The organism is Filibacter tadaridae (assembly GCF_900609045.1).
In the GTDB taxonomy this organism is placed as follows: domain Bacteria; phylum Bacillota; class Bacilli; order Bacillales_A; family Planococcaceae; genus Sporosarcina; species Sporosarcina tadaridae.
The window spans coordinates 22,381-47,997 of the sequence record NZ_UXAV01000045.1 but is presented as its reverse complement, the minus strand read 5'-3'; the positions used below and the strand labels follow the sequence as shown (position 1 = coordinate 47,997).

At 40.6% G+C, this 25,617-nt stretch carries 28 protein-coding genes; 17 read left to right on the top strand and 11 right to left on the bottom strand.

Translation table 11 applies throughout. The features are described from left to right. The first annotated feature begins 8 nt into the window (after positions 1 to 8). The 4 genes from hisA to hisC are packed head-to-tail and all read left to right on the top strand — an operon-like array spanning position 9 to position 3,174. A complete protein-coding gene (gene hisA, locus FILTAD_RS14825) occupies positions 9 to 722 on the top strand; it encodes a 1-(5-phosphoribosyl)-5-[(5-phosphoribosylamino)methylideneamino]imidazole-4-carboxamide isomerase (protein WP_124071761.1) in 714 nt (237 codons plus the stop codon). Beyond that, entirely contained in the window at positions 719 to 1,471 is a 753-nt protein-coding gene (hisF, locus tag FILTAD_RS14820) for an imidazole glycerol phosphate synthase subunit HisF (RefSeq protein ID WP_124071760.1), read from the top strand. The genes hisA and hisF overlap by 4 nt, the downstream gene beginning before the upstream one ends. A 7-nt stretch (positions 1,472 to 1,478) precedes the next feature. Then, positions 1,479 to 2,126, top strand: coding sequence for a bifunctional phosphoribosyl-AMP cyclohydrolase/phosphoribosyl-ATP diphosphatase HisIE (gene hisIE, locus FILTAD_RS14815; RefSeq protein WP_124071759.1), 648 nt, complete (start codon positions 1,479 to 1,481; stop codon positions 2,124 to 2,126). Then, the gene (gene hisC / locus FILTAD_RS14810) at positions 2,119 to 3,174 is read left to right on the top strand and encodes a histidinol-phosphate transaminase (RefSeq protein ID WP_124071758.1); all 1,056 of its coding nucleotides are present in this window, start codon (positions 2,119 to 2,121) and stop codon (positions 3,172 to 3,174) included. Before hisIE ends, hisC begins: the two co-directional genes overlap by 8 nt. 57 nt (positions 3,175 to 3,231) lie before the next feature. Here the strand turns inward: hisC and FILTAD_RS14805 are convergent, their stop codons facing one another. The 3 genes from FILTAD_RS14805 to FILTAD_RS14795 are packed head-to-tail and all read right to left on the bottom strand — an operon-like array spanning position 3,232 to position 7,363. Next, positions 3,232 to 4,599 (bottom strand): YjiH family protein, encoded by a 1,368-nt coding sequence (locus FILTAD_RS14805; protein ID WP_124071757.1) that lies wholly within the window; start codon positions 4,597 to 4,599, stop codon positions 3,232 to 3,234. 12 nt (positions 4,600 to 4,611) lie between these two features. After that, on the bottom strand, positions 4,612 to 5,931 hold the full coding sequence (locus tag FILTAD_RS14800; RefSeq protein ID WP_124071756.1) for an aspartate aminotransferase family protein: 1,320 nt from the start codon (positions 5,929 to 5,931) through the stop codon (positions 4,612 to 4,614). Between the two features lie 52 nt (positions 5,932 to 5,983). Beyond that, a complete protein-coding gene (locus FILTAD_RS14795; protein WP_124071755.1) occupies positions 5,984 to 7,363 on the bottom strand; it encodes a sigma 54-interacting transcriptional regulator in 1,380 nt (459 codons plus the stop codon). A 308-nt stretch (positions 7,364 to 7,671) separates the two neighbouring features. Between FILTAD_RS14795 and FILTAD_RS14790 the strand changes: the two genes are divergently transcribed. Then, the gene (locus FILTAD_RS14790; protein ID WP_124071754.1) at positions 7,672 to 8,049 is read left to right on the top strand and encodes a cytochrome-c oxidase; all 378 of its coding nucleotides are present in this window, start codon (positions 7,672 to 7,674) and stop codon (positions 8,047 to 8,049) included. A 338-nt stretch (positions 8,050 to 8,387) separates the two neighbouring features. Then, entirely contained in the window at positions 8,388 to 9,452 is a 1,065-nt protein-coding gene (rlmN, locus tag FILTAD_RS14785) for a dual-specificity RNA methyltransferase RlmN (protein ID WP_124071753.1), read from the top strand. A 64-nt stretch (positions 9,453 to 9,516) separates the two neighbouring features. Here rlmN and FILTAD_RS14780 read toward each other — a convergent pair whose 3' ends face one another. The 6 genes from FILTAD_RS14780 to FILTAD_RS14755 form a co-directional block, all read right to left on the bottom strand. Beyond that, a complete protein-coding gene (locus FILTAD_RS14780) occupies positions 9,517 to 9,888 on the bottom strand; it encodes a hypothetical protein (RefSeq protein ID WP_124071752.1) in 372 nt (123 codons plus the stop codon). Between the two features lie 149 nt (positions 9,889 to 10,037). Continuing rightward, a complete protein-coding gene (locus tag FILTAD_RS14775; RefSeq protein WP_124071751.1) occupies positions 10,038 to 10,358 on the bottom strand; it encodes a YflT domain-containing protein in 321 nt (106 codons plus the stop codon). Between the two features lie 131 nt (positions 10,359 to 10,489). Next, complete coding sequence (locus tag FILTAD_RS14770; protein WP_124071750.1) at positions 10,490 to 10,801, bottom strand: hypothetical protein; 312 nt, start codon at positions 10,799 to 10,801, stop codon at positions 10,490 to 10,492. A gap of 79 nt (positions 10,802 to 10,880) precedes the next feature. Beyond that, entirely contained in the window at positions 10,881 to 11,450 is a 570-nt protein-coding gene (locus tag FILTAD_RS14765) for an SCO family protein (RefSeq protein WP_124071749.1), read from the bottom strand. Between the two features lie 7 nt (positions 11,451 to 11,457). After that, a complete protein-coding gene (locus FILTAD_RS14760) occupies positions 11,458 to 12,867 on the bottom strand; it encodes a sensor histidine kinase (RefSeq protein ID WP_124071748.1) in 1,410 nt (469 codons plus the stop codon). 1 nt (position 12,868) lies between these two features. Further along, positions 12,869 to 13,543 (bottom strand): response regulator transcription factor, encoded by a 675-nt coding sequence (locus tag FILTAD_RS14755; RefSeq protein WP_124071747.1) that lies wholly within the window; start codon positions 13,541 to 13,543, stop codon positions 12,869 to 12,871. A gap of 162 nt (positions 13,544 to 13,705) precedes the next feature. On the opposite strand from FILTAD_RS14755, the gene FILTAD_RS14750 reads away from it, so the two are divergent. Further along, positions 13,706 to 14,446 carry a FixH family protein gene (locus FILTAD_RS14750; protein WP_124071746.1) on the top strand — a complete coding sequence of 247 codons (741 nt, stop codon included), beginning with the start codon at positions 13,706 to 13,708 and terminating at the stop codon, positions 14,444 to 14,446. Between the two features lie 56 nt (positions 14,447 to 14,502). Beyond that, positions 14,503 to 14,955, top strand: a complete 453-nt coding sequence (locus tag FILTAD_RS14745; RefSeq protein WP_124071745.1) for an SACOL1771 family peroxiredoxin — start codon at positions 14,503 to 14,505, stop codon at positions 14,953 to 14,955. A 149-nt stretch (positions 14,956 to 15,104) separates the two neighbouring features. On the opposite strand, the gene FILTAD_RS14740 is transcribed toward FILTAD_RS14745, so the two are convergent. Further along, entirely contained in the window at positions 15,105 to 15,650 is a 546-nt protein-coding gene (locus FILTAD_RS14740; protein ID WP_124071744.1) for a GbsR/MarR family transcriptional regulator, read from the bottom strand. A gap of 217 nt (positions 15,651 to 15,867) precedes the next feature. Between FILTAD_RS14740 and FILTAD_RS14735 the strand changes: the two genes are divergently transcribed. The 9 genes from FILTAD_RS14735 (at position 15,868) to FILTAD_RS14695 (ending at position 23,734) form a co-directional block, all read left to right on the top strand. Next, a complete protein-coding gene (locus tag FILTAD_RS14735) occupies positions 15,868 to 17,130 on the top strand; it encodes a quaternary amine ABC transporter ATP-binding protein (RefSeq protein WP_124071743.1) in 1,263 nt (420 codons plus the stop codon). After that, a complete protein-coding gene (locus FILTAD_RS14730) occupies positions 17,123 to 17,974 on the top strand; it encodes an ABC transporter permease (protein WP_124071742.1) in 852 nt (283 codons plus the stop codon). Before FILTAD_RS14735 ends, FILTAD_RS14730 begins: the two co-directional genes overlap by 8 nt. Beyond that, positions 17,971 to 18,888, top strand: a complete 918-nt coding sequence (locus FILTAD_RS14725; RefSeq protein ID WP_124071741.1) for a glycine betaine ABC transporter substrate-binding protein — start codon at positions 17,971 to 17,973, stop codon at positions 18,886 to 18,888. The genes FILTAD_RS14730 and FILTAD_RS14725 overlap by 4 nt, the downstream gene beginning before the upstream one ends. A gap of 470 nt (positions 18,889 to 19,358) precedes the next feature. Continuing rightward, positions 19,359 to 20,192, top strand: a complete 834-nt coding sequence (locus tag FILTAD_RS14720; RefSeq protein WP_124071785.1) for an amino acid ABC transporter substrate-binding protein — start codon at positions 19,359 to 19,361, stop codon at positions 20,190 to 20,192. Then, positions 20,179 to 20,880: an amino acid ABC transporter permease gene (locus tag FILTAD_RS14715; protein WP_124071784.1), complete on the top strand. Its 702-nt coding sequence runs from the start codon at positions 20,179 to 20,181 to the stop codon at positions 20,878 to 20,880. Before FILTAD_RS14720 ends, FILTAD_RS14715 begins: the two co-directional genes overlap by 14 nt. A 36-nt stretch (positions 20,881 to 20,916) precedes the next feature. Further along, positions 20,917 to 21,651, top strand: a complete 735-nt coding sequence (locus FILTAD_RS14710) for an amino acid ABC transporter ATP-binding protein (RefSeq protein WP_124071740.1) — start codon at positions 20,917 to 20,919, stop codon at positions 21,649 to 21,651. Positions 21,652 to 21,787: 136 nt separating this feature from the next. Continuing rightward, positions 21,788 to 22,141, top strand: a complete 354-nt coding sequence (locus FILTAD_RS14705; protein WP_203229728.1) for an ASCH domain-containing protein — start codon at positions 21,788 to 21,790, stop codon at positions 22,139 to 22,141. Between the two features lie 8 nt (positions 22,142 to 22,149). Then, positions 22,150 to 22,593: a hypothetical protein gene (locus FILTAD_RS14700; protein WP_124071738.1), complete on the top strand. Its 444-nt coding sequence runs from the start codon at positions 22,150 to 22,152 to the stop codon at positions 22,591 to 22,593. A gap of 289 nt (positions 22,594 to 22,882) precedes the next feature. After that, positions 22,883 to 23,734 carry a GNAT family N-acetyltransferase gene (locus FILTAD_RS14695; RefSeq protein ID WP_124071737.1) on the top strand — a complete coding sequence of 284 codons (852 nt, stop codon included), beginning with the start codon at positions 22,883 to 22,885 and terminating at the stop codon, positions 23,732 to 23,734. Between the two features lie 61 nt (positions 23,735 to 23,795). Here the strand turns inward: FILTAD_RS14695 and pepF are convergent, their stop codons facing one another. Further along, complete coding sequence (pepF, locus tag FILTAD_RS14690) at positions 23,796 to 25,613, bottom strand: oligoendopeptidase F (protein WP_203229727.1); 1,818 nt, start codon at positions 25,611 to 25,613, stop codon at positions 23,796 to 23,798. Positions 25,614 to 25,617 lie beyond the last annotated feature (4 nt).

The following is a 25,617-nucleotide window of genomic DNA, read 5'->3' as shown; positions in this document are numbered from 1 at the left end:
GAGTTGGCATGATTTTATTTCCAGCAATCGATATACGTGGTGGGAAATGTGTTCGTCTTATACAAGGTGACTATGGGCGGGAGATCATCTACAATGATTCCCCGGCGACAATGGCGTTGGAATGGGAGAAGCAGGGTGCTACATACATCCATATAGTCGATTTGGATGCAGCAAAAACAGGTAAGTCTTTAAATCAGGAAGCCATCGCAGAAATTATACGGGCGGTGTCAGTACCTGTACAGGTTGGAGGTGGAATCCGCACGATGGATCATGTCGATATTCACATTGAAAATGGCGTCAATCGTGTCATTATCGGAACCGCAGCCATTCAAGATCAGCAATTCCTAACAAAATCAGTTGAGAAATACGGCGGGAAAATAGCTGTTTCAATCGATGCTCGAAACGGATATGTCGCAACAGATGGCTGGACAAAAACGAGTAAAGTGAAAGCAATTGACTTATTACGAGAATTGGAAGAAATCGGTGTTCAAACAGTCATTTACACGGACATTATGAAAGATGGCATGTTACAAGGCCCTAATTTTGCCGAGCTTAAAATGATGAATGAAGCTTCTTCGATTGCTATTGTCGCATCGGGCGGTGTATCCACTGAAGAGGATATTGAAGGGTTGAAGGAATTCGATTTGTACGGGGCAATCATTGGAAAAGCACTCTATGAAGGTAATCTATCACTTGGAAAAGTAATGGAGGAAATGAGATGACGACCAAAAGAATCATTCCATGTTTAGATATCGATAACAAAAAGGTGGTGAAAGGGAAAAATTTTCTGGACGTTCAAGAAATTGCGGATCCACTTACGCTTGCAAAGAAATATGTTGCGGACGGTGCGGATGAACTTGTTTTCTATGATATATCTGCTTCGATGAAGAATCGTGCACTGTTTCTTGATTTAATAAAAGAAATTGCGGAAGTAGTACCAGTACCGTTCATTGTCGGTGGGGGTATCCGGACGATTAAAGATATTGAAGCGATTTTCAATGTAGGCGGAGACAAAGTGTCGATTAATAGCGCTGCTTTAACGAATCCATTATTAATTGAAGAGGCAGCAAAACGGTTCGGTTCTGAACGTATCATTTTATCGATGGATGTCAGTGAAGTGGCCCCTTCCAAATGGTCAGTTTTTGCAAAAGGCGGAATGGAAGACACGGCAATCGACGCAATCGAATGGGCGAAAAAAGGTGAAAAACTCGGTGCGGGGGAAATCGTCGTCAATAGCATCGATCAAGACGGTGTCAAAGCCGGCTACAATATCGCGTTGAACCGGGCAATGGCTGAAGCGGTTGACATTCCGATTATCGCCAGTGGCGGTGCGGGTACACTGGAAGACTTCCATACCGTTTTGACGGAAGGAAAAGCAAGTGCCGCACTTGCAGCATCTGTCTTCCATTACGAAACGATGACTATTCATGGTTTGAAGGACTATTTAGTCGAACAAAAAATACGCAGTTAGGTGATGAGTGACGATGACAATTGACATTAACGCAATTTCTTTTGATAGTAATGGACTCATTCCTGCTATTGTCCAGGATGCACGGACTGGGGAGGTATTGATGCTTGCCTACATGAACCGGGAAGCGCTGCAAATGACAATCGAAGAACAAGAAACATGGTTTTACAGTAGATCTAGACAAGGACTGTGGCATAAAGGCGAAACGTCCGGTAACCGACAACGCGTTAAACGGCTAGCACTGGATTGCGATCAAGACACACTTTTAGTACAAGTCGAGCCAATGGGACCCGCCTGCCACACGGGCGAACAGAACTGCTTTTTCAACACAGTTTTCGAAGGGAAGGCATCCATTCGTGAAGTGATTTATGAAGTTGCAGATGAGATAAAGGAACGGCGTGTAAACCCAGTAGAAGGTTCTTATACAACCTATTTATATCGTGAAGGAATCGATAAGATTTTAAAAAAGGTGGGGGAAGAAGCAACGGAAGTACTAATTGGTGCGAAGAATAATGATAAGGAAGAGTTGGCGAATGAACTTGCTGATTTGACCTATCACACACTTGTCCTGATGGAACTAATGGAAGTGACCATCGATGATGTGAAAACAGTATTGCGAACTAGACGTCCAAAAAAGGAAGTATTGCGTGTTGAGTAAGTTTTGGAGCAGCATGGCAAAGCGGACAGAACCGTATATCCCTGGAGAACAAGTCAGCCGACAAGATAGTATAAAGTTGAATACAAACGAAAACCCTTATCCTCCAAGTCCTGCTGTGATTACTGCAATCAGCAAGGAAATGGAACGGGGGCTGCAACTCTATCCTTCTCCTACGGCAAATGAGCTGTGTCAAAAGATTGGTCAAGTTTATGGATTAGCACCAGAAGAAGTTTTCGTAGGGAATGGATCGGACGAAGTGTTGGCATTTTCGTTCATGGCATTTTTTGAACCTGGAAAGAAAATTCGCTTTCCATCCGTCACTTATAGTTTTTATCCAGTCTATGCAAAGTTATTTGACATACCTTTTGAAGAGATACCCCTGCATGAAGATTTTTCAGTACCAATCAAGCGTTTTTATCAATCCGAAGGCGGCGTCATTTTACCAAATCCAAACGCACCAACTAGCCTTTACAAAGAATTAGATCAAATCGAAGCGATTATACAAAACAACCCCGACCAAGTTGTTATTATTGATGAAGCTTATATCGATTTCGCATCGGGCTCTGCAATCGAATTGGTTGCTAAATATGACAATCTACTAGTTATTCAAACAACATCCAAATCACGCTCACTGGCCGGTTTGCGTGTCGGTTTTGCATTGGGCAACAAAACACTAATAGACGCATTAGTGCGCATCAAAGACTCGTTCAACTCGTATACGCTGGATCGTTTGGCATTAGTAGGTGCGAAGGCGGCATTGGAAGATCAAGTATATTTCAAAAAAACAACTGAAATGATCATCAAAACGCGCCAAAAAACGAGTGACATGTTAACAACGCTTGGTTTCAACATTCTTCCATCGCAAGCAAACTTCTTATTCGTAACGCATGCCACCGTGCCAGCAGAAATGATTTACGGACAATTGAAGGAAGCAGGCATTATCGTCAGACACTTCAATAAGCCGCCAATTGATAACTATCTACGCATTACAATCGGAACAGATGAACAGATGGGAAAGCTGGTTGAAAAGTTGAAAGAAATTATATAAAGACCTGTAAATCCTTTTATGAAAGGATTTACAGGTCTTTAATTTTAGTTAATGCTTTTAGAATACAATAAAGTGTGCAATTAACACGATAATCGGTAAAGTGATAATTGTACGTTGGATAAAGATGATGAATAGTTCAAGAAAATTAACTGGAATGTTCGAGCGTAAGATTAGTATTCCAATTTCAGACATGTAGACAAGTTGTGTAAGTGATAATGCAGCAGCTACAAATCTTGTAATCTCTGCGTCTATGCCGCCAGCTATTACAGAAGGCAGGAACATATCAGCAAATCCGACGAGCATTGTAGGGGCGGCGCTTGCTGCTTCAGGAAGCTGCATCCATTCCAAAATGGGTACTAAAGGATATGAAATAATATTGAAGAAAGGAGTGAATTCAGCGATAATAAGTGCGATTGCCCCCAAACTCATAACAAGCGGAATCAGTCCGAGCCAAATATCGAGTACTGTTTCAACGCCATCCTGAATGAGACGTTTTGGACTTTTGGCCGTATGTGCTTTTTCAAGTGCTTGCTGCCAGCCCCATTTAATATTCGAAATTCCCTCAGGTTGAGTTTCGTCAATTTGTTGACCGACTGGTTCATAGTACGTATCCAGTTTGTTTGATAGAGGTTTGATACGCGGCATGATTATCGCCGCAACAAAGCTTGCCGCTGACACCGTCAAATAGAATGGGATGAACAGATGACCAAGATCAACAATATTCGCAACTACAAGTGAGAAGGCGACGGAAGCAATCGAAAATGTTGTTGCAATGACAGCTGCCTCACGTTTTGAATAGTAACCTTCGTCATACTGTTTCATGGTTACAAGGACGCCAACTGTTCCAGCACCCATCCATGACGCCATACAGTCTACAGCTGAACGACCGGGTAACGTAAATAATGGACGCATGATATTTTTCACTAAAGATCCTATGAACTCCATTAGTCCGAACTCCACTAGAAGAGGAAGCAAAATTCCAGCAAAAAGGAACCAAGTAAGTAGAACAGGTGCTAAATCATACAGAACGACTCCACCCGTAGTGCGGGAGGATATAAATTCAGGTCCGATTTGATAGTATGCCATGACTCCAACGCCAAAACCGATAATGCGCATTGAAATGTTAAGTGGACCCACAAGGAATAGATTCTTCAGAAAAGCATTTTCCACTATGAATTTAGGTTTTATCGTTACTGTAAGTAAGCTCATGATGACAGTGAATCCCAGGATGATCAAGATAAATTGAGGAATCCAATTACCGAAGTTGTCTGTCAGGTAAGTGGCAAGAACCCCTACGCCAATTGTAAATTCATCATTCACTTTGATGGGTACAAGAAACAGTAAAACCCCAATCAAAGAAGGTAGTAGAAACTTCCATACTGTACTTCTAGTTTTTGCAATTTCCCCTTTGTAAACGACTGACATGGCATATCCCCCTTAGTTTGTATACGAGTGCAATGCATCTTCCAATATAGAAAGACCTTGATCTATCTGTTTTTTAGTGACTGTAAGTGGTGGTATCATGCGAATGACTTCGCCGGAATTACCACACAAGTAGAATAGCACCCCGTTTTGCAGGCAAAGTTCAAGGATATCCATGACCGATTTACCAGAAGGTTCTCCGGTTTTTGGATCGCCAAGCTCGATTCCAATCATGAGTCCAACTCCTCTGACGTCACGAATAATCGGATACTCGTCTTTCATTTCAAGCAGTCGTGCCATTGCATATGCGCCCATCGACCTTGTATTCTCAAGGAGTTGCTCTTCTTGAATCACTTGTAATGAGGCCAACGCTGCTGAACAAGCAATCGGGTTTCCTCCAAATGTCGTGCCATGAGAGCCTAGTGGCCATTGGTCCATTAATTCTTTGGAAGCGATAGTGGCGCTAAGCGGTAAACCTGCGGCAATACCTTTTGCGACTGCCATAATGTCCGGTTTGACATCGAATGTTTGTGCAGCGAACCAGTTCCCAGTTCGGCCGAAGCCTGTCTGTACTTCATCAAAAATGAGAAGTATGCCATGTCGATCACAAATCTCACGAATTTTTTTCAACCATGCTGTTGGAGGAATGTAGTAGCCGCCTTCTCCAAGGATAGGTTCAATGATCATGCAGGCAACTTCTTCAGGATCTACCTGATGGTTAAATAAACTTTTTACATCACGCTCAAGTTTTTCCGGGAAGTACACTTCCGGGTCTGCCCCTTCCGGCAGAAATTCAGGTAAAGCATAAGGGATTTGGTGAGTTAGCCATGAAGGTTGGAGATGCTTACGATATTTACTTTTCGATGTCGTGACGCTTAATGCGCCAATCGAGCGACCATGAAAACAGCCAGTGAATGAAACTATATAAGGTCTTTTCGTTACATATTTCGCTAGTTTCAATGCACCCTCAATTGCTTCAGTTCCACTGTTGGCAAAAAAGAAATTATCCAGTTTCGGAGGGAGGATTTTTTGCAACTCAGCTGCTAACTTAAGAATGGATTCGTAAATGATAACGCCTGACGGACCATGTATTAGATGATCTGCGCCATCTTTTATCGCCTGAACGACTTTAGGGTGACGATGACCGACATTTTCAACAGCAATGCCCGAAGTGAAATCCAAATACCGTTTTCCATCAGCGCCGTAGTAATAACAACCTTCCGCTTTGACAACGGGTAGATTCGGATGATCCTTTGCCATACTAGGAGCGAGATAGTTTCCGATAACGTCTACCATTTGAGTCCAGTCTTGTTCTTCTTTAACTTTGATTTGCATAGTAAAAACCTCCATTTATATGTGTATCCTTTGTGTTTGTGGCTATTGTGCATTAATCAGGAAGCGTGTATTTCTTAAGTTTCCTTACAACGGAAGGTTGGCTGATTCCAAGTATTTTTGCCATTTCAGTTGTTGTCTTATAGCGATTTCGGGCATTTTTCATTACTTTCATTTCGACATGCTGCAAAATGGTTGGCAAGGTCTGCCCGTCAAGATCAATGTCGGTCAGGCCTTCTTCAAATCGTATTCGGTATTCGGTAGGTAAGTCGTTAACACCGATCAGTTCGACAGGGCTTTGAACAACAATCCGTTCCATGACGTTCCGTAGCTCATGAATATTACCTTTCCAATTAAATTTGAAGAGTAACTTGAATAGGCTGTCCGATAACCGTTTTTTAGTGTTATATTTTTCAGCGTAATTGTTCAGGTAGTACGAGATAAGCGTGCTCAAATCCTCTTCCCGTGCTTGAAGCGGTTGCAGATGGATAGGCACGATATTTAGAAAGTAATAGAGTTCTTCCAGGAAACGGTTTTCCATTGTCGCATTTTTTAAATCCGCCTTCGCAGAGGAAATGAGCCGCATGTCTATGGTCTGGAATTTGTCGCCGCCAAAGGGTTTAAAGGCCCCTTCTTTAAAAACCTTAACTAATTTACCTTGCAAGTGTAGGGATAGGTGATCGATATTCTTTAGAAACAACGTCCCGCCTTCCGCTATTGAAAAAAGACCTGGTGAAATAGAGGTTTCAAGGGCACCCCCAACCTGTTCGCCGAAGAGTTCCTTTTCAAATAGAGATTCGGGAATCACCCCACAATCCACTTCAATGAAAGGACCGTCTTTCCAAGGACTTTCATTATGAATTACTTTGGCCATCGTCGTCTTCCCAGTTCCGTGTTGACCGTAAAGAACGATTGAAACATTAATTGGAGCAATTTTATATGCCATGGCATATGCTTCACGTGTTGCCTGGCTTTCGATTACAAGGCCATCAGTAGTAAGTGTCCGTTTTCTAAGAAGTTGAAGCTCTTCTTGCACTTTTGACATTTCGTATTCATATTCTTTCATGTATTCCTGGATGACAAGTAATTCTGAAACGTCATAGGAATAACTAATGACGAATTCAACCTCTCCGTCTTCATCGAAAAAGGGCATTCCGGTAATTAGTACTTTTGTTCCTAAAGGAGTTGTTTGGATTGTAACCACTTTCTTTTTTTGAGTTAGTACGAGTGGTGTAATGGCTGGTGAGAAAATAGCGGCGGACTGTAAATCATAAACCGATTTTCCAATCAACTCATCAGATTTCATCCCGTACTGTTGTCCACTGATTCGCGTTGCTTTGATAATGATTCCATCCCGATTCGTAACAATGACATCCTCATCATGCGTGTCTAAAATTTCATGGACAGAATTAGGTGTCAAATGAAATTGCGCCATAGGAACTCCTCTCTGATAGCGAGATTTATTAATAGAATATTTGAATTTGAATAAACTATACACTACTGAATAATATGTAAGCAAGTAAATAATTAAAATATTTTAAATAGTACTATCCGTTTACAAGTCCCAATGCTACAACAGTACGTTTTAAAAATAGTGAATGGTCGATAGCGATTAAGAAAACACGTGAAACGAACACTAAATTACTGGATTGTGTAAATATTGGGGGGCAAGATGCATATGATGTAATAGGTGTTGATTGTGCTTTGAACTTGAAAAGTGAATGAAAGAGGGGAGGGGAAATCATGGGGAGAACTTTGATTAAGATTTCTGTAATCTATTTCATGATCGGGATATCATTTGGATTATATATGTCACTTACACATGTCTTTACGATGACTTCAGTCCATGTACACGTCAATTTGTTGGGATGGATGTCGTTGGCGCTAATCGGTATCATTTATCATTTATATCCGGGGTTGGAAAAGACGGGTTTGGCAAAATTGCACTTTTGGCTTCATAACATTGGTTTACCTGTCATGATGATTGCGATTGCACTTGCGATTTTAGGAGTAAGCCCACTATTTTTTCCGATTGCAACTGCAGGAGGAGCCGCAACATTAATCGGGATTTTCTGTTTCGGGTTTAATGTTTTGCTGAATCTAAAAAAACGCACAGCTTAAGTATTGGCTGTGCACCCCAATAAACTAGACCGCCAGCTTTGCTGCATTGCATATGCAGACAGAGAAGGCGGTTATTTTTGTGAATTCCGATGCCAGGTTTTGTGTACCGAACCAGCGAAGGCGCCTTAAAGGGATAGTCGAAGCAATAAGACTGACAGTGGCGTCGTGACCTTCTGTCCGGCTTATTGCGGGAGGCATCCCCAAGCGCCGCAGCAGTATTCGATGGATTTCCTCAGTTCAAGCCATATAAAAGAAATTAAAAATGAAATTAGTTGTTCCATTCCTTCATTTCCTGTAGTATAATATGTGAATTGCACTTTTTGAAATGAGGATATGAAATGAAAAATTCAATTTATGGAATGACTATAGAGCAACTAACAGAATGGTTTTTAGAAAACGGACAAAAAAAATACCGTGCTGCACAAGTATGGGACTGGCTGTATAAGAAAAGAGTGACAAACTTTGCTGAAATGACAAATATGAATCAGCAATGTATTCAATTGTTGGAAGACAATTTCGTCATCCAGACACTGGAACAAACCGTCAAACAAGAATCCGAAGATGGCACGATTAAATTTCTATTTAAAATGCATGACGGTAACTTGATCGAAACAGTATTGATGAAATTCCCATACGGTAATTCCGTCTGTGTAACAACACAAGTGGGCTGTAATATTGGTTGCAGTTTCTGCGCAAGTGGACTATTGAAGAAAAACCGCGACTTAACGGCAGGTGAAATCGTCGGTCAGATTATGAAAGTTCAACAGCATCTCGACGAAAAAGGTGAAGATGAACGGGTAAGTCATATTGTCGTAATGGGTATCGGCGAGCCATTTGACAATTACTCGAACTTGATGAATTTCCTTCGTGTCGTAAACGACCAAAAAGGTCTTTGCATCGGTGCACGCCATATTACAGTCTCCACTAGCGGAAACACACATAAAATTAGGGAGTTTGCAGACGAAAACATTCAAGTTAACTTGGCTGTTTCTTTACATGCACCTAATAACGAACTACGGACAAGCATTATGAAGATAAATAGGGCGTACCCGATTGAGAAATTAATGGATGCGATTGATTATTACTTAGAAACGACAAATCGTCGAATCACATTCGAATATATACTATTGAATGGTGTTAATGATCATGTTGCTGAAGCTGAACAACTCGGGAAATTACTCCAGGATAAACGCCATCTATCGTTTGTCAACTTGATTCCTTATAATCCTGTGGATGAACATGGCCAATATAAACGCAGTGAGCCGGAAGCCATTAAAGCATTCTACGAAACGTTGAGAAAGAAAGGTATTCATTGTGTCGTACGTCTCGAACACGGTACAGACATTGATGCCGCATGTGGTCAATTAAGAAGTAAACAAATCAAAAAAGATAATGTTATCTAGAAAAAAGCCCATCGATTTTGATGGGCTTTTTTAAATGGTTAAAAAGTGCTGCAACGTATGTAGTTTACGCTTTTTCTTTTCGCATAAGGATAACGATGAACTGTACAATCAATGCAACGCCCAAACCGAATGACGTAATGATGAATAACGACAAAATACCAGCTAAGTCACCTAGACCATTCGTGTCCATTAGAAAACTGCGGAAAAGTTCAGCAAATCCCAGAACGATTGCAACCATGAAAATACGGAAGGCTATTTTCAATTCGTAAAATAATATGAGTAACACTAGGGCACCAACACTTAACCCAAACAGGCCAAATGCTATATAGTTCTTCCATTCAAGTGTTTGACCTAAAACTGTGCGTACCCCGAATATAAGGAGAACGAAGGATATCAGGCCTGTAAAAAGACCTATTTTCCATATTTTATTATTCAAGTGCTACACCTTCTTTCCGTATACATCATACCGAATAACAGGCTGACAATGCTAGCATATGAATCACTTAAAATGCAAAAAAAGTCCCATTCGCCTGATAAAGGGGAATGGGATTGATAGAATTACTGAATAATAGAATCAGTGTACGATTACTTCTTCGCGATAAGAATAAGTCGTCCTTGGTCCAGTTCCTTTTCAGCATTTGCCGCTTCTTCAGTCGAAAGGCCGGCAGCTTCCATTTTACTACGTAACTCATCTCCACGAGAAGTGAACATATTTTTCATACCATCTATGAAACCTTGCTCTTTTATACCGACTTTTTCCGTATCAAGCGCATCCGTGATATCCTCGCTTCTTTTTTTGTCATGGGCAAATATATAGATATCATCGTGTGTGTACCCTTGTGTTACCCAGTTTTCGATTTCTTTTTTCGCTTGTACAGCATTTTCTACAGTAAGTTTAACAGTCATTAAAAATCCCTCCAATTATTGTGGCTCTAGTTATATATACCATCAAAAATGGAGTTCTAAACATATCGGAAGGATTTTCATCGTGTATCGAATCCCATTGATTTAGCTATTCATTTGCTTAACTTAACTAGTTAGAAAGGTGAATAATCTCCACGTAATTTTTTATACGCTAATATGAAATCATTTGGATTTGTATCTACTTTATATGTGAAAACACCTTGATTTGTATGCAGATAAAAGAGGCCGGTTCCATCGGAAAAAGGGCGATACGACATATCTAGCACATTTTCAAGTTTGAATGTATGGCTGGTCGTCGAAATTGCGTTTGCATAAAGATTGATAACATGAACGGAATGTTGATGATTCTGTTCAAACCAACCCATTTTCCGTTCGACGTCGATGTAGGTAATGGTTGAGACGGTTTGGTTGTACGATTCAGTCATTCTATACCTCCGATAAATATTGCATTTACTAATTATATCCACTCTAACAGTTTCCTATGAGTTATTCTAAGCCTAGGTTTTATTTCAGTTCATTTTCGATATCCTTAATTAAAGTATCTACATAAGAACTATCCACAAAATTGTATTCATTCACAAGTACTCCTTGCTTATTCACCAAGTAAAAATTAGTCCCGTGTAGGACTTGAGTGGAACTGTTGGGCTTTTGAACGATTGTTTGAAATTGCTCTCTGGCAAACTTTTCAATCTCTTGTTGCTTATAACCCGTCAATAAATGCCAGTTCGTTTCGTCATCGGTAAATCGTTGAATATATGTCTTCAATACGGCTGGTGAGTCTACAGTTGGATCTACACTAAATGAAATGAATTCGACTGGGATCCCTTTTTCGATAAACCTTTTTTGTAGTGAAGCTATTTCAGCGGTCATTGTCGGACAGATGGTATCACATTTCGTAAAGATGAAATTTGCAATCCATACCTTATCTTTTAAGTCGTCAGTGCCGAAAGGGTGTCCCGATTGATCTGTAAAAGAAAACGAATCGATTTTTTCGACGCTTTGGGACTTTTCACTACAGGCTATTAGAAGCAAGAGACAGATGAGAAGCAAAACATAATTAGGGAACTTTTTCATATTACATCTAAATCTCCTTCATGTTAATAAGTCCGGGTATATGGATTGTAACTACTGTGCCGTTTGCCGCGTCACTTGAGATGGAAAATGTACCATCATGTAAGCGTACAATTTCTTTTACGATAGATAGGCCTAGACCAGTACCGCCTGTCGTACGATTACGTGCTTTGTCTGTTCTAAAAAAGCGTTCACCCATTCGACTGATATCCTCCGCATTAATAAGAAGACCTCGATTCCTTACTTGGAACTTGACATAATCTATTTCTTTCTTCAAAACAAGACCAATGGTACCTCCCTTAGTAGAATATTTTATGGCATTGTCAACTATATTATAGAATACTTGTTGAATCCTTTTGGGATCCCCAAAAATGATAGGGTCTTCTTGAATATTGGAATCGAGAAGTAATTCTTTGCTTGCGATATGAATCGAAAAAAGGTCAATCGTATCGATTAGTAATTGTGTGATGGCAATCGGTTCAGATTGAATGGAGTATACATCGTCTTGTAAATAATTTAATTCAACAAGGTCATTTATCAATTTATTCAATCGTTCTGTTTCTTTTTCAATCGTTGACAAATAGTGTACTGCTTCTTCCGTTGATGTATTGAGCTTGTCTTTTAATGCATGAGTATAGCCACTTATATACGTTAGAGGAGTCCGAAGTTCATGGACAATATTCGATGTGAAATCTTTTTTTCGTTCTTCTTGTTGCTCTAATGAGAGGCTCATTGTATTGAATGCCTTTGTCAATTGACCGACTTCATCTTCACGATTACTTTCAATTCTGCTTGAAAAGTTACCTTGGGCTATTTCTTTAGAAAGGTTTTGTAAGTCCTGCAACGGTTTGAATAAAGAGCGCCAGGCTGTATTGACGACTAAAAAAAGAATCAGGAAAAAGAGTGTTCCAACTGCAACTAGAAGGGGAATGCTTTCCCGGAATACATCTTGGATTGCGGCAAGTGGCACATAAATATAGATAAAACCAATCAGACCATCCGCGCCTTTTATAGGAAAGATGGCACCGATGATTTCGCGGTCCAATTCTTTGACAAATCCTTCTTTTAAAATATATTTCCCCTTTTCGAGCTCCGAATGATCTTTTTTATCGACAAGTGTTTCGTAATTGATTTGATACGGAAAATAAGTAGATAGCTTGTCGAGATTATCGACGACAATAACTTCATACTCCGAAACGATGTTGTACCATTGAATCTTTTCGATGATGTCGTCACTTAATACCCCATAGTGATAGTGGGATGCTGTCCGTTCGCCTTGGTAGACAATAGATTCTTCAATGCTTTTTAAATACAACTCTGAATACAAATAATGAATAAAGAAAAAAGAAAACAGAATTGTAAAAGCAATACTGGAGATTAGAACGAGTAGAATTTTTTTACTTAATGTGAGTTTTTTCATCCTACACCTCGAATCGATAGCCGATACCCCAAATTGTATCTATTAATTCGCCATACTCACCAAGTTTCAGCCGCAATGTTTTGATATGTGTATCCACTGTCCGTTCACTACTCTGATGCTCATCGCCCCAGACAAGCTGTAGCAGTTGTTCTCTCGAATAGACACGGCTCTTGTTCTTAACAAGAAGGTGTAGCACGCCATATTCTTTCAATGTCAACGATAGGGGACTACCATTTAGCGTCACCATATGCGCGTCATTATCAATAAGTAATGGGCCTTCTTCTACAATATCGGGTGCAGATCTAGTTTGGTATGTACGTCTTAGCACCGATTCGACCCTAGCCAACAGTTCCCCGGGTAAAAACGGCTTTACAATATAATCGTCGCCGCCCAGTTTTAGCCCTTGAATTTTATCCCATTCCTCGCCCTTTGCTGACAGAAAGATAAGTGGAATTGTTGAACTGTTTTTTAATTCCTTAGCAAATGAAAAACCATCCATATACGGCATCATTACATCGACAATTAATAACTGTGGTGTCAGCTTCTTGAGCATCAAAAGTGCATGAATGCCATCGGTAGCCTCTACAACAGCGTAACCATCTTTCTCTAGAAAAGTTCGTATGAGTTCACGCATCTGTGGTTCATCGTCTATAATCATAATGGTGGGCTTGCTCATTGTTAAACCTCATTTCATCTATAGGATACCTTATTTCATTATCATTAACACATGTGAAGCCATTGTGAAATTCATACTTCACATTTACTTCTAATTTACCATTTAAAATCATACAGAACGTATTAATTCGCTTGATGAATGCAAACAAATGGAGGAATTTAATTGAAAAAGAAATTAGGAATACTTATGGTCGTATTTGTACTTATCACATTAGCCGCTTGTGGGAAAGACGAAAAAAGGGCTGATTCATCGAAGGTCCCTGAACCGCTTAAAGTAGATTTAACGGTCACTGAACAGGTTGATGTAAACGGTACAGTGAAAATGGCGGCCCTTGTCACGCAAGGTGATGAAAAAGTAGAAGATGCCGATGAAGTTGTCTACGAAATTTGGGAAGAAGGCAAAAAAGACGAAAGTGTCAAGATTGAATCAGTAAATGAAAAAGAGGGGCTGTACACAGCGAATACAGTTTTTGATCATGATGGTCTATTCCATATCCAAGTCCATGTGTCGGCAAGAGATATGCATACGATGCCGATGAAAGAAGTGACTGTCGGTGGCGGTGGCCATTACGACGCAGTTGAAAAAGGCGAAGATCATGCCCATTCCGCTGGATTTTCTATGCATTTCACGGCTCCTAAAACTGTGAAAGTCGACGAAGAACAGGAACTTTCCGTCCATATACAAATGGATACGAAGCCGTTAGAGAAATTACATGTACGTTATGAAATATGGAATGAGGCAAATCCGGAGGAACGTGAATGGCTTGATGCGGAAGAAATGAATGCCGGCGAATACATGGCTGAGCATACTTTTGTTGAAGCCGGCACATACAGCGTTCAAATCCATGTTAAAGACGACCAAGAGTTGCATGAACATGAAGTGCATACGCTTATTGTGGAATAAAATACCTTTGTAACTGTGGAAAGCTAGGAGTAATTAACGGAATCGGAGGGGGAAATATGGCGGAACATTTATTTCATCTGAAGGCGAGTTGGCCAGGCTTACGGAATGACGTAGGCACAATTGCAGTAGGTAATCTAAAAACGGAAGTATCTGTCCCTGTAGAACTGAGCGGACCGGGAGTTGGAGCGAATCCTGAAGATATGATTATTGGGGCAGCTTCGACGTGCTATATCATTACGCTAGCTGCGATGATGGATCGCAGTAAGCTTGAAAAAGAAGATTTGACGATGGATTCAATCGGGGTCGTAGATGTAACAAACGGTATTACGACATTCAAAAAAATCATTCACAAACCCCATATTGTGTTGAAATCGGATGCAACTGAAAAAGATGAAGCGCTTGCACTGAAACTTGCAGATAAAGCAGAGGTATCCTGCATGGTTACTAGAGCACTTAAAGGCAATGTGAGCGTGGAAGTAGAAGCAATTATAACAAAATCAATCAATTGAATGAAGAAAGGGCGTACTCATAGAGTACGCCCTTTCTTCAAAGTATACATTTTTCAACTTGAATCATTGTCTAGTCCTAGCGCCTAGTGACTCTGTGTCATAAAACAGACCAAGCCGCTCCGAGGGTCCGTATTATACCTGACGCCTTCTTAGTCATCACTGTCTTTTTTTACGGGCACTAATTTGAATATGTCGTGGTCTTCAAATGCATCGACGAGACGATCTAGCCATTCATAATAATCCCGCGCGTATTTCAACTTTTCAATATCCCCAAGGACCTCTTTTTCCAAATCCTCACTTAAGCCCGGATCAGTTACAAGGTCTTCCAGTTCGGCTAACGACTTTCTAACGGCGACTACATGCAGAGAAACAGATCTCCGCCACTTAATCGAAAATAAATCGATGAAGCTTTGATACCAATCATCTTTGGCTTGATAAAGATCTTTTCGGACACCTCTTTTCCAAGCACGTTCCACAAGCTTTAAATCAGATAATGCTTTAACGGATGTACTCATACTTGTCTTGCTCATCCCGAGTTCTTCAGTCATCTCATCCAATGTTAACGGTTCATTATGAAAAAACATCATCCCATATTGTCTTCCGGCAGAAGGCGTGAGTCCGTAAAGATGTATATTTTGTGCGATTGTTTCTATAATTCGTTCACGGGCTTTGTCTAATCTTTCAGTACCGTCCATTAACGCTTTCCCTCCACTATTTTCAGTCAATATCAACTTCACTAATCACTTTAGTATAGCGTATTATATCTACTTTCAAAAAGCAATTCAAAAAATTCATCGTGCAAACAGTTTTTACCGTTCAAACAATTAATTTAGTAAAAACGGTTGTATTACAATTATGTTACAGCTATACTAGTAGACATCAGAAAGATTTGAAACTGTAGGGAGTGTAAGCATGAGCGAGGAAGTAACTAGTAAAAAGATTGAAGTGTTGAATACGACTAAAATCTTCGGTAAGAATCATAAGCGAGCAGCCCAGTTGCTAAGTGAAGGTAAGTCAAAGGGTGAAATATTGAAGGCGACCGGCGCAACAGTTGGTGTCAAAAATGCATCGTTTGATGTATTTGAAGGTGAAATATTCGTCATTATGGGATTGTCAGGAAGCGGAAAGTCAACACTGGTCAGATTGTTGAACAGATTGATTGATCCGACAATGGGCAAGATTTTACTTGACGGTGAAGATATCGTCCAGATGAATAAAGAGCAGCTTCGTCAAGTTAGACGTAAAAAAATCGGTATGGTCTTTCAGAACTTTGCTCTTTTCCCCCATAAAACAATTCTTGAAAACACAGAATACGGGTTGGAAATTCAAGGGGTTGCGAAAGAGGAACGTAAGGCGAAAGCAACAGAATCATTGAGGCTAGTTGGGCTTGCAGGTTACGAGGACCAATTTCCGAAACAATTGAGTGGCGGTATGCAACAACGTGTCGGTCTTGCCAGAGCGCTTGCAAACGGCCCTGATATTTTGCTTATGGATGAAGCATTCAGTGCGCTCGATCCCCTCATTCGAAAAGATATGCAAGATGAGTTGTTACAACTTCATCATGACATGGGCAAAACAATCATCTTCATCACCCATGACTTAGATGAAGCGTTACGTATCGGTGATCGAATCGCGTTAATGAAGGATGGCGAAATCGTCCAGATTGGAACACCGGAAGAAATTCTGATGAGCCCGTCAAATAAATATGTGGAACGTTTCGTTGAAGATGTGGATTTATCCAAAGTATTGACGGCAGGGCATATCATGAAAAAAGCTGATACTGTACAAGTCGACCGGGGTCCTCGGGTTGCTCTACGCCTTATGGAAAGACTAAGTATTTCTTCGATTTACGTAGTCGATAAAGGAAACCGTTTAATTGGAGCTGTGACCGCACAAGATGCAGTCCAAGCTAGTGAATCGGGTAAGACGCTTGAAGAGGTCTTGATCACCGATTTATCGGTGGTACCTCCAGAGACTGTCCTAACAGATTTATTTGATATTGTTTCGACAGCGACAATTCCTGTTGCTGTAATCGATGAGTCTAAAAAGATTCAAGGGATTATTATTCGTGGTGCACTGATTGGCGCTTTGGCAGGCGACGACCAGTTTATAAATAGTGATGGAACAGTCGATTCCGTTGAAGAGAAAGACGCGGAGGTGGCGTTACATGAATAATTTACTACCGCGTCTTCCATTTGCAGATTGGATTGACGAAGGCGTTGATTGGCTAGTTACGACCTTCGGAACAGTATTCGATAGTATTGCTGATGTTCTTGCAGGGATTGTTGAAGGGGCAGTGGATGGGCTTGATATGGTACCTTCTATCATACTTGCTGTTTTGTTCGCCTTACTTGCATGGCTTATCTCTACACGTCGGATTGCGTTGTTCTCGTTAGTCGGCTTATTGTTCATCGATTATCTAGGGTATTGGCATCCGATGCTACAAATGCTAGCACTTGTGCTTACCTCTGTTGTAATTGCACTCGTGATAGGAATTCCAATCGGTATATGGGGTTCCCAGCAAGCAATGGCTCGAAAAGTCATTAATCCAGTACTGGATTTGATGCAAACGATGCCAGCATTCGTCTATTTGTTACCAGCGATATTCTTCTTTAATATCGGTGTTGTTCCAGGAGTTGTAGCATCTGTTATTTTCTCCATGCCACCGACAATTCGCTTGACGATGCTCGGAATTGAGCAAGTACCGAAGGATCTAATCGAGGCGACAGAAGCGTTCGGTTCAACAACGTGGCAAAGACTGATTAAAGTACAAATTCCACTTGCCAAACCTACAATCATGGCAGGGGTCAATCAAAGCATCATGCTTTCCCTATCCATGGTTGTTATCGCTTCAATGGTTGGTGCACCAGGGCTTGGTGAAGAAGTATACCGAGCAGTAACACAATTAAAAACGGGCGTCGGTTTTGAAACTGGATTGTCCATCGTAATCGTAGCCATTATTTTGGACCGTATTACACAACACGCAGGAAAGAAAAAACAAGGGGGAAACACATTATGAAAAAATTCACTAGAAAAGCATTAGGACTTGGAGCGGTCGCTCTACTTGCAGTTGGTCTTGCAGCATGTGGCAATGACGATGAAAAGGGCAATGATAAGAATGAAACAGGCGGAGATACAACGAAATCAGTTGGCGAATCAGTTGACTATAAAATTACAGGAATCGATCCGGGCGCAGGTATTATGGAAGCGACTGGAAAAGCGATTGAAGAATATGACCTGTCTGAATGGGATTTAACAACTGGTTCAGGCGCAGCAATGACTGCATCTCTTAAAAAGGCATATGATAAAGAGGAGCCAATCATCGTAACAGGTTGGTCACCTCACTGGAAGTTCACAGAATATGATTTGAAATACCTTGAAGATCCAAAAGGTGTTTACGGTGGAGAAGAAGAAATCCACACAATTGCTAGAAATGGTTTGAAGGAAGATATGCCTGAAGCGTACCAAATCCTGAAACAATTTAAATGGACTCAAGACGACATGGGTGAAATCATGGTTGCCATACATGACGGTGAAAAAGCTGAAGTTGCTGCCCAAAACTGGCTTGATGCAAATGAAGAGAAGGCTACAGCGTGGACTGAAGGCGTAGAAAAAGTAGATGGCGATGAAATCAAACTTGCTTACGTTGCATGGGATAGCGCAATTGCAAGTCACAACGTTATTAAAATTGTCTTAGCGGATATGGGTTATGATGTAACATTGACACAAGTCGAAGCAGGCCCTATGTGGACTGCAGTTGCAGATGGTAGTGCCGATGCAGCACTCGCAGCTTGGTTACCTGTTACGCATAAAACGTATGCTGATAAATTCGAAGGAGATTTTGAAGACGTCGGTATTAGTATTGAAGGCGTGAAAATTGGTTTGGTCGTTCCAGAATATATGGATATCACATCGATTGAAGACTTGAAGTAATAAAATAACAAATTACTTAGACTCAGTTCCGCTAACGCGGGCTGGGTTTTTATTTTTTTAATAGGGAAAACTGGAAGTAGGCATCCCATTAAAAGAAGTCCATTGAATCCCGCTTCGGCGCTTGGGGATGCCTCTCGCAATAAGCCAGACAGGAGTTCACTGTCAGTCTTATTGCTTCGGCTACCCCTTTAAGGCGCCTTCGCTGGTTTTCATCACACACACACGGTGCCGGTTTCTGACACCATTTGTGCTCTTCAAATTGTGGCAGAAGCTGGCATCCGGATTCAACACCGTCTTCAAGTCCAAATGAAAATTATCTACCGCTTTCATGAATCATATTTGAAAAACAGCCAATCCTATAACTGAGCTCTATTCTATCAAATTGAAATCAATCTTTTGACGGTATACAATCAATGCTGTATACTTTTCAAAGCCTAGTAAGTTAATATACATTGGAGGTAATTAGTTTGATGAAGTTCAAATTATTGTCAGTTCTACTAGTTAGTGCAATTTTATTATTGTCTGCTTGCGGAAATTCTGATAAAGGAAATAAAACTAACGATGAAGCATCAAAAGATAATAATGCAGGGGGAACAAGCGAAGATTTGCTCACAAAAGTGCAGGATGAAGGCGAATTAGTAATCGGGACAGAAGGAACATATCCGCCGTTTACGTTTCATGATGAAAAAGGGGAACTCACAGGTTTCGATGTTGAAATTGCGGAAGAAGTAGCAAAAAGACTCGATGTTAAACCAGTTTTTCTGGAAACCCAATGGGATGCAATTTTTGCTGGACTTGATTCGAAGCGTTTTGATATGGTTGCAAACCAAGTAGGAATCCGCGAAGACCGGACGGAGAAATATGATTTCTCAGTACCGTATATTACATCTTCGGCTGTACTAATTGCAAATAGTGATAATAAAGACGTCAAAACATTTGAAGATATTAAAGGGTTGAAATCTGCGCACTCATTGACGAGCAATTACGCGGATACAGCGAGGAAGTATGGAGCTGAAATTGTAGGCGTCGATGGATTTAACCAAGCAATTGAGCTTATCAATACCAAACGCGTTGATGTTACGATTAATGATAAAATGTCATTTTTAGACTTTAAAAAACATAAACCAGATGCACCAGTCCAAATTGTAGCAACAGCAGATGATGCTGTACAAAGTGGTTTGATGTTTAGAAAAGGAAATGAAACACTTGTTAATGAAGTAAATAAGGTATTCAATGAAATGATTGAAGATGGAACATACTTGGAAATCTCAGAGAAGTGGTTTGGTGAAGATGTACTTAAGTGACCTATTTGCTGACCCAGAGAAAGTACAAAGACTGCTGACGATTGCTCAAACTTCCCTTTGGCCACTTTTGGAGGGAGCCCTAAAATATACACTTCCATTAACCTTGATTTCATTCTTCTTCGGGATTATTCTTGCCGTACTAACGGCATTGGCAAGAATATCCTCGGTAAAGCCATTGCAGATTATTGCAAGAATATACGTGTCTGCCATACGAGGGACGCCGTTACTTGTTCAATTGTTCATATTGTTTTTCGGGTTACCGACGATCGGGATTGTTATCGACCCATTTCCAGCTGCTATATTCGGTTTTTCATTAAACGTTGGGGCGTATGCTTCTGAAGTTATTCGAGCAGCAATCCAATCGATTCCGAAAGGGCAATGGGAAGCGGCTCATACGATTGGCATGAATTATTCACAATCGTTAAGACGCATCATCCTACCGCAAGCAACGAGAGTTTCCATACCTCCGTTATCGAATACATTTATCAGTTTAGTGAAAGATACATCATTAGCATCGCTTATTTTGGTAACAGAAATGTTCAGACGTGCGCAAGAAATTGCATCAGCAAACTATGAGTATCTACTGCTCTATACGGAAGCCGCGCTTATTTACTGGGTTATTTGTTCAATCCTATCCGTCATACAAGATAGAATCGAACATCGATTGGATCGGTATGTAGCAAAGTGATAAGCAGGAATAAATAAGCGTGGAAAGGAGCATACGATGATTGCAATAAAAGACATAACAAAAAGTTTCGGCGAACTTGAAGTGTTAAAGGGAATTGATTTGGAAATTACGAAGGGAGAAGTCGTTGTTGTCATAGGACCATCGGGATCCGGCAAAACGACACTGCTTCGTTGTTTGAATATATTGGAAGTACCGACATCCGGCAGTATAACGCTTGACGGGCATACTGCTGATTTTTCAAAACGACTTGCAAAAAAGGAAATCGACTATTTTAGAAGTGAAACTGGGATGGTTTTCCAAGGTTATAATTTATTCCCCCATAAAACTGCTCTTGAAAATGTAATGGAAGGGCCTGTTATTGTGAAGAAAGAATCCAAAGTTAGTGCCCGAAACAAAGCAGAGAAATTGTTAACGAAAGTGGGACTGGGTGACAAACTGGACTTCTACCCTTTCCAATTGTCAGGTGGTCAGCAGCAACGAGTCGGAATTGCAAGAGCTCTCGCTTTGGAGCCGAAGGTTATGTTATTTGATGAACCAACGTCCGCGCTGGATCCAGAACTGATTGGTGAAGTGTTGCAAGTCATGAAAGATCTTGCCGATGAAGGAATGACAATGGTCGTTGTTACCCACGAAATGCGTTTTGCACAAGATGCAGCGGACGAAGTCGTCTTTATCGACAAGGGCAAAATAATTGAACGAAATAAACCGAGTGAATTGTTTACGAATCCAAAAGAGGAACGAACACGACAATTTTTGAACTTAATTTCCTAAGTACTATACAGCAGAGATAATCGACGTCGATATGGACGGCAGATTATCTCTATTTTTATACTACCCAAAATCGAAAACCTCGCTAAACACAAAAGAAATAGGTAATATAAAGAGGTACAATAAATAGAAGTGGGGGATGAATATGAATAACCAACAAAATGCAGGACTTCCGGAAAAAACAAGCTCAGTGGAAAAACTTATTACGGTTCCTGAAGACATAAAAAGAGTGTTGAACGGCGAAAAAACAGCAACTAGACGGAATGGCGTATATGCATATCCTGGAGAAATTATGGTGCTGGACGGTAAAGAGTTCAAAATGGATACGGTTTATTCACAAACGCTTGGTGAAATGACTGATGAAAATGCGAAACAGGAAGGCTTCGCTGATATGGAATCTTACAAACAATCGATTCTTGCTTTCCATCCTAAAATGCCGTGGCTCCCAACGATGCGTGTATGGGTACACGAATTCAGCCCGGTTCAGAAATGATGTTCTAAATGAAACCGGATATCTATGGCATAATCGTATTTCTGCATGTTGCCAGTGCGGTTACGTCCATAGGTCCATTATTCATCCTTATGCCGGTCATTAAACGATTATATGATGTTAATGTAGATATCGAAAATGCTTATTTGTCTATTATTAACGTTATTGTCCGGATCGTCATGCATGCAGGGCACGTTCTTGTTTTCTCGGGCGTGCTTCTGATTATTCTTGGACCTTGGCCGTGGTATACATCATGGGTTATCATGACACTTGCTGTCATGCTTGTATCAGCAGTCTTCCTAACAAAAGGGTTTACAAAAGTACTCCGCAGATTTCATCTTCCGGGTGCTAATAAGAATGACATACTCAAGAGTTTAAATAGAACTTCCTGGGGTTACATCGGCCTTATGCTAATCATGCTTTGGCTTATGGTACAGAAACCAATGCTTTGGTGAAGCCCGACTTATTGGGTACTGTCATACATAGAAAAAGATGTGCATCTTACAGGTGTACGTCTTTTTTTTGAATCGGATGCCAGCATCTGCCGCAAATTGAAGAACACAAATGGTGTCAGAAATCGGCACCGGGTGTGTGATAAAACCAGCAAAGCCATCCCCGTGCACCGAAGTGATTTTGAGTGGAATCTTTAGTTCGCTATATAACTAGGAAGAAAAACTAACGAAGTGACAGCGACTTTCGTATATTGTAAGATTCAAATTAATAAGGAAAAGGGGGCTTATGATAATGGAATTTAAACAGTATGACAATGTGCATGAATTTGCTTTGAAGGCTGAACCCATTTTATCCAAAAGAGAGGATGTGTATAGTCTATTTTTAGGTGTTTTACAGGCAATAAAAGCGGGCCGATACGACAATCCTTTTATGGCAACAATCGAAGAAAACGGAGAAGTGTTAGGCCTATTTCAAATGACACCTCCACATCCATTAAATTTAATTATTGATGACGATAACCGGCTGGAAGAAATCATGAACGTGTTATTTCCAAACTTATTCCGATTGAAATTGACGCTTAACTCTGTTGTATCATTGAAACCATGGGCATATAGTTTTGCGGAGAAATGGGTAGAGAAAACAGGTATTGAACATGAAGTACTAATGGACCAGGGTTTGTACCGTCTAGACCAAGTAGATGAAACGCCTGAGAAAAGCCCGGGGAATTGGCGATACGCGGAACAAAGTGATAGTCCTTTAATCGAGAAATGGTACAATTTGTTCGAAAAAGATGCTCACCTGCCACTTACGCCTGTTGCAGACGTCAAAAAGCGTGTTGCGTCATTTATAGATGGACGCGAGGTTCTTTTATGGGTTGATGGCGGAAAGGTGGTCTCAATGATGAAAAAGGCACGACCAACAAAAAAAGGAATTACCGTTTCATTCGTTTTCACACCAAAAGAAGAACGGAAAAAAGGATATGCCCGCACAATGGTCGCAGCCGGTTCAAAGGAGTTCCTTAAAACTTATGATTTTTGTGTATTGTACACAGATTTGATGAATCCAACGTCAAATAAAATCTATCAAGAGATTGGTTATAAAAGAATTGCTGATTCCGTTCAACTCGGATTTATAAATAGATGAAAAAGGAGTAAGGTTACATAAAAGTCATGTAACCTTACTCCTTTTTCTTTATGAATGATTATTAGTTTTTCACGGATTCAATTTCCTCTGTCAACTCAACTAACTGATCAATCATTTCGCCGATATAAGCAATTGTATCGCGGAGAGGCTGCTCAGTTGTAATATCAACGCCAGCCATTTTAGAAAGCTCCGCCGGATTTTTCGTTCCGCCTGCTTTCAGTACTTCCAACCACTCGTCTACGGCAGGTTGACCTTCTTCAAGAATACGTTTGGATACTTGAGTGGAGATTGTCAAACCTGCGCTGTATGTGTATGGATACAAGCCCATGTAGTAATGAGGTTGACGCATCCATGTCAATTCAGCTCCTTCATTAATGTCAACATCCTCTCCCCAGAACTCTTCCAAGACGCCGCGTTTCAAGTTGTTCAATATACCTGCGTTCACACTGCCACCTGCATCGATACGTTCGTATACTTTACGTTGATATGCAGCTTCCAGTAAGTGTGTGACGAAGTTATGGTAGTACGTACGTGCAACGATTGAAGAAATAACCCACCGTTTGAACTGCGGATCATTGGAATTTTTCAAAAGATGATTCGCCATGAGCATTTCATTCATTGTTGAAGGAGCCTCAATGAAATAAAGGGAAGGACGTGAATTGAACAGGTTTTGCTCTTTGTGTGCATTATAGAAATGACCCGCATGTCCTAATTCATGGGCAAGCACGAAGACATCTTCCATGCTTCCCGTCCAAGAAATAAGTATATAAGGGTGATTGCCGTAAGGACTGGAGCAAAATGCACCCGTGGATTTCCCTTTGTTTTGAGCGAAGTCAATCCAGCGTTCTTTGTAAGAGCGGTCGACCATATCCAAATAATCGTCACCCATGATGGCAAGTGCATCATCGATATACTTCCTTGACTCTTCAACAGTAATTTCAGGTTCATAAGTCGGGTCAAGTGGAATTTTCAAATCGGCGAATGTCATTTTATCCAAACCATGTACTTTTTGAAGCAATTTTGCGTATTTCCGCATATGTGGTGCTAATTCTTTTGTGATCAAATCAATTTGACGATCATACATCGTACGGTCAACTTCCTGATCGAATAACAGATAGTCGAATACGGTATCATAGCCACGCACATCGGACATTGTTTTTTCGGTTTGAAGATGTGTATCATATGTTTTTGCAGTTGTATGCTGATAGTCTTTTAGTTTTGCGGAGAAAGCATCGAATGCAGCACGGCGTTTGTCTGTATCAACCTCCGACTCCCAACCACCTTCAAATGAAACATAGCTAAGGGGATACTTTTCCCCGTTTACTTCAAAATCATCAAATGACATATCGACCATTTTCGTTGTGTTGTACAAACCATATGGTGCGTCGAATGTCGAAGAGAATGCCGCTAATGTTTTCTCTACTTCAGGATGCAGTTGGAATGGTTTCTTACGAATTATTTCGTCCAGATAGTTTTTGAATTCAGCAGATTGTTGTTGTGCTTCTTCCAATACTTCTGCTGGAAGTTCGGAAAGTTCACTGTTGACAAATGATAATTTACTGCTAATTTTCGCAGCAGTTGAACCGAATTTGTTATCACGCATTTGGGCCTCGTCATTTGTTTGGTCGACGCTGGATGCAAGGCTTGTATAAGTACCTATAGGAATCATTTTTTCAAAAATGGATGTATATCCTTTTAATGCTTCAATTACTGATGTGGGGTCTGTAATACGCCCTTTAAATTGTTCAGCGAATGTATCGACTTCATTTTCAAGTTCTACAATTGCCGCTTCGTAATCTGCTTCTGATTTAAATAAATCCTGCAAGTTCCATGTCTCTTCTATCTTTACTTCTGAACGTGCTGGTAAACTTTTAACCAATTTC